Genomic DNA, 6525 nt, shown 5'->3' on the forward strand with positions numbered 1-6525 from the left:
GCCTGGGCGGCGGTCACCGCGGCGTGCTGGGGTAACGTTGGAATGACAGGCTGGGCCGCTACCACCGGAACTTGAGATTGCTGCGTGGTCGACGGAGCGTCGTCGCCAGTTTTGGCGATAGCGGAGCGGACGCTGTTGCCGATAGCCTGTTTCGCGGTTGAGGCCACAGGGTTGACACTGTTGTTGGCGGCAGTGAGGCGAGCGTCCTGAGGTTGAGTTCGCGTTTGCGTTTGAGCCGGCGCTGACACGGCAGGCTGAGCGATCGGCTGCGCCAGCGCCGTCGAGGCGTGGGCGGCCGGCTCGATCGCCGGGTTGGCGGTGTCCTGCAGCGGCGATGCGGCCGTAGGCAGGGCCGTTGCCGCCGCCCCGAAGGCAGTCGACGTGGTGGATTTGGTGGTTGGGGCGGAGGTCGCGACAGGAGTGTTGCTGCTCGGCGTCGAGCCCTGGGAAGCAACCTGACTGGCCTGGCGGCTCGCAACCTGAGTCTGCACTGCAGCCACTTGTGCAGCAATTTCCAGCGCCTGCTGTGGCAGGCTGGGAACGGTCGGGTTGGTTTGCGGGGGAACGGTTTGCTGCGTTGCCTGGTGCACGGGCAAGACCTGGTTCACCACGGCGCCGTCCAAGGTACCGAGCGCGATGATCGCAGGGGTTTGTATCGAATCGTCCTGACTGTCGTTCTTGGCACTGCCTTTGCCGGTCGGCTTGCCATTGACCGGACTCGTGGCGTTGCCCGTCGGACCGGCGGCCTCGGCGCCGGTGCCGCTGGATGCGGCGCTGGCGGTCTGCTGCGAAGCCTGCGGGGTCTGCTCAGGCGCGTTGTTCGACGTTTTCGGGTTTTGGGTCGTATTGTTGCTAGACTGCCCAGCCAGGACTTGCGAGAAGCTGGGATTATCGCCGGTTCCGGCGCCGGCGGACGAGGTCGCCTGGGCCTGTGACGAGGCCGGCTGCGCCGGGACGGCGGTCAGGGTGGCGAGGTTCAGGGCGGTAGTCATGGGCGCTCCGTGGCGATGCGTTCGATTCAGTAGAAAGAATGCCGCCGAGTGGCGACTCGCGCCGAATGCTCGTCGTTGACGCGTTGCTCGCGGCGTTCCTCGACGACGCGCGCTGCACGGGCTTCGCGTTGCGCCAGAGTATCGAAGGCATTCAGTTTGCGTTGCTGCTGCTGCCAATGCAAGCGGCTTTTTTCAAGATTGACGTCCAGTACGTCGAGTGCGGCGACCTGTTGGCTGATAGCGTCGTCGAGCGTAGTGATGAAGCGCTGGTAATTATGGCAATCGGAAGCTGTCATGCCCGAAAGCATGGTTTTCTGCAGGCGCGTAAGGTAGTCGTTGCGGTAGTCGCGCAGCAGATCGAGCTGCTTTTCGGCGTGCTGGCGCTCCTGATTGAGACGTCCGAGGGCGCGGGCGGCCGTATCTGCGTGTTCTTTGGCCAGATCGATCAGGGTATCGAGCGGCAGGTGACTAGGCATGAGCGTCTCCGCGTGCGTCGGTCACTGCGCGCAACTGCTGGACTGCGACCTCGTAATTCACACTCTCGGCGACGTCCTGTTGCAGGAAGGTTTCCAGGCGGGGGTAGCGCGCGATGGCGTCGTCTAGTTGAGCATCGTTGCCCGCCGCGTAGGCACCCACGGCGATCAGATCGCGGTTGCGCTGATACCGGGAAAAAGACTGCTTGAAGCGCCGTACCAGGTTGAATTGCTGCGGGGTGATGAGCGAGGTCATGGCCCGCGAGATCGACGCTTCGATGTCGATTGCCGGGTAATGGCCTGCATCGGCCAGGTAGCGCGACAGCACTACGTGGCCGTCCAGGATGGCGCGGGCCGCATCGGCGATCGGATCCTGCTGATCGTCGCACTCGTCCATCACCGTATAGACAGCCGTGATCGAGCCGGCTTTGCAGTTGGCGCCGGGCGCACCCATGCCGGCGCGTTCGACCAGCCCAGGCATGCGCGCAAACACCGATGGCGGATAACCCTTGGTGGCGGGAGGCTCGCCGATAGCCAGCGCGATCTCCCGCTGAGCCATGGCGTAGCGGGTGAGCGAATCCATGATGAGCAGGACATCCAGGCCCTGGTCGCGGAAGTGTTCTGCCAGGCGCGTAGCATAGTTGGCGCCCTGCAGGCGCAGCAGGGGCGAGACATCGGCTGGTGCGGCCACGACGACCGAGCGCGCCAGTCCATCAGGCCCCAGGTTGTGTTCGATAAATTCTTTGACTTCGCGGCCGCGCTCGCCGATAAGGCCCACGACGATGACGTCAGCCCGCGTATAGCGGGCCATCATGCCCAGCAGCACGCTCTTGCCCACGCCGGAGCCCGCGAACAGGCCCATGCGCTGGCCGCGGCCCACGGTGAGCAGGCCGTTGATGGCACGCACGCCAACGTCCAGCACGGTGTCGATGGGGGCACGAGCAAGTGGGTTGATGGGCAGAGCGGTGAGAGGGGCGAGTTCGGCGCCGGTCAGCGGCCCCAGATCATCGAGCGGGCGACCTGCGCCATCGACTACACGTCCCAGCAGCGCATTGCCCACGGGTAGATGGCGGCCCAGCTGCGGCTTGGCGTTGCCATTGAGTTCGGCTTTCTTGGGCAGCGGCACTCGCCGTTGTACGGCCGGTTCCGCAGGGATCACTCGGGCGCCGGGCGGCAAACCGGAAATATCGGCTTGCGGCATGAGGTAAAGCGTATGACCGTCGAAGCCGACCACCTCGGCATCGGCCCAATGATCGTGGCCTCGTGCGATTTCAATGCGGCAGGCGGCGCCCACGGGCAGGCGCAGGCCCGTGGCGTGCAGTACCAGACCGGTAGCGCGGGTGATGCGGCCGGTGACCAGCCAAGGGTCGGTTGCGGCAGTTCGGACCGAGCCGATTTCCAGCTGCGTCTTCCAGCGCTCAGCCAAAGGCACCGGCTGCGTACCGGCACCAGGCTGAATTTCAGGGTGGATGGGCGCGTTCATGACTGCGGCGGCTCCCAGACTGCGTTGCGGCCCAGGGAGGCGGTAACGCGGCGCCAGCGTGTGTTGAGCGTGGCGTCGATGTCCCCGTAAGGCGATTCGGCGCGGCAGCCGCCGCGCTCGATGGATTCATCGGCCAGAACTCGCCAATTGGCATCTTTAAGCTCGTCGGCCAGGTGCAAGCGCACCAGATCGATATCTTCCGGGTTTACCCAAAGACGCATCACGCCTTGAGGCGCGGCCGGGTTCAGATGCAGCACTTCGCGTACGGCGTGCAGCATGGATTCGGGACGCTCGGACAGCTCGCTGCGCACCACCTGCGCGGCGATATCGAGTGCCAGCGTGATGAGGCTTTGCCCCATTTGTTCTTCCAGACTGCTCATCGCTTCGGCGACGCGGCTGACCAGCGTGTGCAGTTGGGCGGCTTCCTGCTGACCTTGTTCGCGGCCCTGGGCCAGACCTTCGGCGTGGCCTGCGGCCAGGCCTTCGGCATGGCCGGCTTGACGGCCCTCGGTCAGGCCTTGCATGTAACCTTGCCTGTGGCCGTCGGCCTGGCCGAGTTGATAGGCCTCGCGATAGGCTTCGTCGCGCGCGGCCTGGATGATTTCTTCCAGGCTGGGGCCTGCTGGCTCGGCCTGGACGGGGACTTCGGGTTCGATCGCGACTTCCGGTTCGTCGAACGACGTCATCTCCCAGCGACGCCAGTCGGCGCCGTGAGACAGGGGATGACGCGTGTCGACGGACGGGCGATCAGACATACGCGTCGTCTCCTGCGCTGCCCAGGGTTATCTGGCCGGCTTCCGCCAGACGGCGGGCGATAGCGACAATCTTCTTCTGTTCGGACTCGACCTTGGACATGCGCACCGGACCTTGGGCGTCGAGGTCTTCCCGCAGCATTTCCGCTGCGCGGCTGGACATGTTGCGCAGGAATTTGTCGCGCATTTCCTCGGGTGCGCCTTTGAGGGCGACCATGAGCACTTCGTTGTCGATTTCCTTGAGGATGAGCTGTATGCCGCGGTCCTCGACGTCGATGAGATTCTCGAAAGTGAACATCTCGTCGACGATTCTCTGGGCCAGATCGGCGTCGCGCTCGCGCAGGCTGTTGACCACGGCCTCTTCCTGCGCCGTGCCCATCATGTTGAGAATCTCGGCCGCGGCGCGCACCCCGCCCATCTTGCTTCGTTTAGCGCTCTGACCAGCCAGCATGGAGTTGAGCACGTCGGTGAGTTCGGCCAACGCGGCAGGTTGCACGCCGCCGAAGGTGGCGATGCGCAGCATCACGTCGTTACGGGTGCGCTCGGCGAGCATGGCCAGCACACCGGCAGCCTTGTCCCGCTCGAGGTGCACCAGGATGGTGGCGATGATCTGAGGATGCTCGTTGCCGATGAGCTCGGTGACGGTGGTGGCGTCGAGCCAGTTCAGCGCGTCGATGCCGTTGCCGCCTTCGCCGGCCTCCAGGATGTCTTCGATCAGGCCGGCGGCGCGATCGCTACCCAGCGCCTTGGTCAGCACGCTGCGGATATAGTCGTCCGAGCCCACGCTGACGGCCAGGAACTGATCGGCTTCCTGGCGGAATTCTTCCAGGACATTGCCGACGTCGCGGCGAGTGACCTGCTTGAGCGACGCCATGGCGCCGCCGACCTGCTGCACCTCGCGGGCTGTCAGGTAGCGGAAGACCTGTGCTGCCGCGTCCTCGCCCAGCGTCATCAGCAGGACGGCGCTACGGGTCAGGCCGTCGAGGGATTTGTTGTCAGGACCGCTCATTTGGGAGGTTGCTCATCTTGGCTGGCCATCCAGGAACGCAACACCATGGCGACGGCGCGAGGATCTTTGGTCGCCATGTCGCGGGCACGAGTGAGGTTGTCCTGGTAGCGGTTGGTTTCGCGGTCGCGAGCCGCTTCCATGGCTGCCCGTTCGGCGTCGAGGCGGGCCAGTCTTTCGGCCTCTTCGTCGACCGGCGGGAAGAAATAGTCTACTGCTGCGGGCTTGATCTTGCGGTAGAGCCAGAGCAGTACGGCCGCAAAGATCAGCCAGCCGATGATGGTCTTTGCCAGGGCAATCGTCTGCGGATCACGCCATGCGGGCGGCGTGACCTCGGCGTCGTTGAAGGCACTGTTGACCACATTGACCGAATCGCCGCGGGCAGCGTCGTAGCCCATGGCTTCCTTGACCAGATCGGTGAGCTTGGCGAGCTCTTCCGGCGGTAGCGCCTTGGGCGTCTTGCTGTCTTTGCCGGGCAGATCGTTGACGACCACGGCCACGGAAAGGCGCCTCACCAGGCCTACCTGGTCCTTGGTATGGGTGATGGTGCGGTCAAGCTCGTAATTGATCGTGGCGTCGTGCTGCTGGCTGACCGGTTGGCTCTGCTGCTGGGTCTGGGTGCCGCTCTGCTGCGTGTTCAGGGTGCCGGGTTGGCCGGGCTGGGCGGAAGGCGTGACGATGGGCGCCTGAGCGGCTGCAGGTGCCTGATTGCTCAGAGCACCCGGCACACCTTCGGCTGTGCCCGAACCGTTTTTACGCGAATCGCTGGTCTGCTGGCTGCGGATGGCGGCCTGACCGGGAGCCTGGTTGGGGCGATAAGTTTCTGAGGTCTGTTCGCGGCGCGAGAAGTCGATGTCGGCACTGACCTGGGCGCGGACGTTGCCGGGGCCGACCAGCGGGTTGAGGATGGTCAGGATGCGTTCGACCGTGCGCTGCTCGATATCGCGCGTATAGCGCAACTGATCGGCATCCATGCCGCGACCTTGGTCCGGCGAGTTGGACAGCAGGTGGCCGTTCTGATCGATGATGGAAACGTGATCGGCGTTCAGATCGGGAACGCTGGAGGCGACCAAATAGGCGATAGCCGAAACCTGGGCTTGGCTCAGACTGCGGCCGGGGTAGAGCTTGAGCAGCACCGAGGCCGTGGACGGCTGGCGGTCGCGCACGAAAAGCGATTGCCGCGGCATCGCCAGATGTACGCGGGCGCTCTGTACGCTGTTGATGGCTTCGATGGTGCGTGCCAGCTCGCCTTCCAGGCCGCGCTGGTAATTGACCTGCTCGGTGAACTGGCTGGCTCCGAAAGGTGTCTTGTCCAGGATTTCCAGGCCAACCGAACCGCCATGCGGCAAGCCTTGGCTAGCCAATTGCATACGTGTGTCGTATACCCGGTCGGCGGGCACCAGCAAGGCCGTACCGTTGCTGTTGAACTTGTAGGGCACATTCATCTGCCCCAGGGCCGTCACGATGGCGCCGCCGTCACGATCGCCAAGGTTGGAAAACAGTACCTTGTAGTCGGGACCCCGGCTCCAGAGGACGGCAACGACGACCAGGGCGACCAGGGCAGCCGCGACGCCGAGCAGGATGGGTTTGGGGAGGGCCTTGATACGGGCGAGTGCCGGAAACCTTGCCAGGAGCGAGGTGCCGAGGGCAGCCTGCTGATTCATCGACGGCTCCCGCGAGCTGAGCGGTGCAGATTGGGATACGGCATGGGCGGCAGGGAATGCTTGTTACGCATGTAGCGTGACTTCAGGTATGGGAGCATGAATTATCGGCGTCGGCCCGCATTCGCCAATAGACGAAAACAAGCGTATTTCGGGTG

At 64.5% G+C, this 6525-nt stretch carries 5 protein-coding genes and 1 pseudogene; all 6 read right to left on the reverse strand.

Annotated features, from left to right (window positions below):
• Window positions 1-992: pseudogene (locus tag ACTHJ1_RS10485) on the reverse strand (hypothetical protein); the annotation flags it as partial.
• Window positions 993-1018: 26 nt separating this feature from the next.
• Window positions 1019-1468 (reverse strand): flagellar export protein FliJ, encoded by a 450-nt coding sequence (gene fliJ / locus ACTHJ1_RS10490; protein ID WP_440191709.1) that lies wholly within the window; start codon window positions 1466-1468, stop codon window positions 1019-1021.
• Window positions 1461-2948, reverse strand: coding sequence for a flagellar protein export ATPase FliI (fliI, locus tag ACTHJ1_RS10495; protein ID WP_440191712.1), 1488 nt, complete (start codon window positions 2946-2948; stop codon window positions 1461-1463). Before fliI ends, fliJ begins: the two co-directional genes overlap by 8 nt.
• Complete coding sequence (fliH, locus tag ACTHJ1_RS10500) at window positions 2945-3703, reverse strand: flagellar assembly protein FliH (RefSeq protein ID WP_440191715.1); 759 nt, start codon at window positions 3701-3703, stop codon at window positions 2945-2947. The genes fliI and fliH overlap by 4 nt, the downstream gene beginning before the upstream one ends.
• On the reverse strand, window positions 3696-4709 hold the full coding sequence (fliG, locus tag ACTHJ1_RS10505) for a flagellar motor switch protein FliG (protein WP_440191718.1): 1014 nt from the start codon (window positions 4707-4709) through the stop codon (window positions 3696-3698). The genes fliH and fliG overlap by 8 nt, the downstream gene beginning before the upstream one ends.
• Window positions 4706-6370, reverse strand: coding sequence for a flagellar basal-body MS-ring/collar protein FliF (gene fliF, locus ACTHJ1_RS10510; protein ID WP_440191721.1), 1665 nt, complete (start codon window positions 6368-6370; stop codon window positions 4706-4708). The genes fliG and fliF overlap by 4 nt, the downstream gene beginning before the upstream one ends.
• Window positions 6371-6525: the final 155 nt, after the last annotated feature.

The sequence above is a fragment of the Bordetella sp. genome (assembly GCF_051960075.1).
Lineage (GTDB): Bacteria > Pseudomonadota > Gammaproteobacteria > Burkholderiales > Burkholderiaceae_B > Bordetella.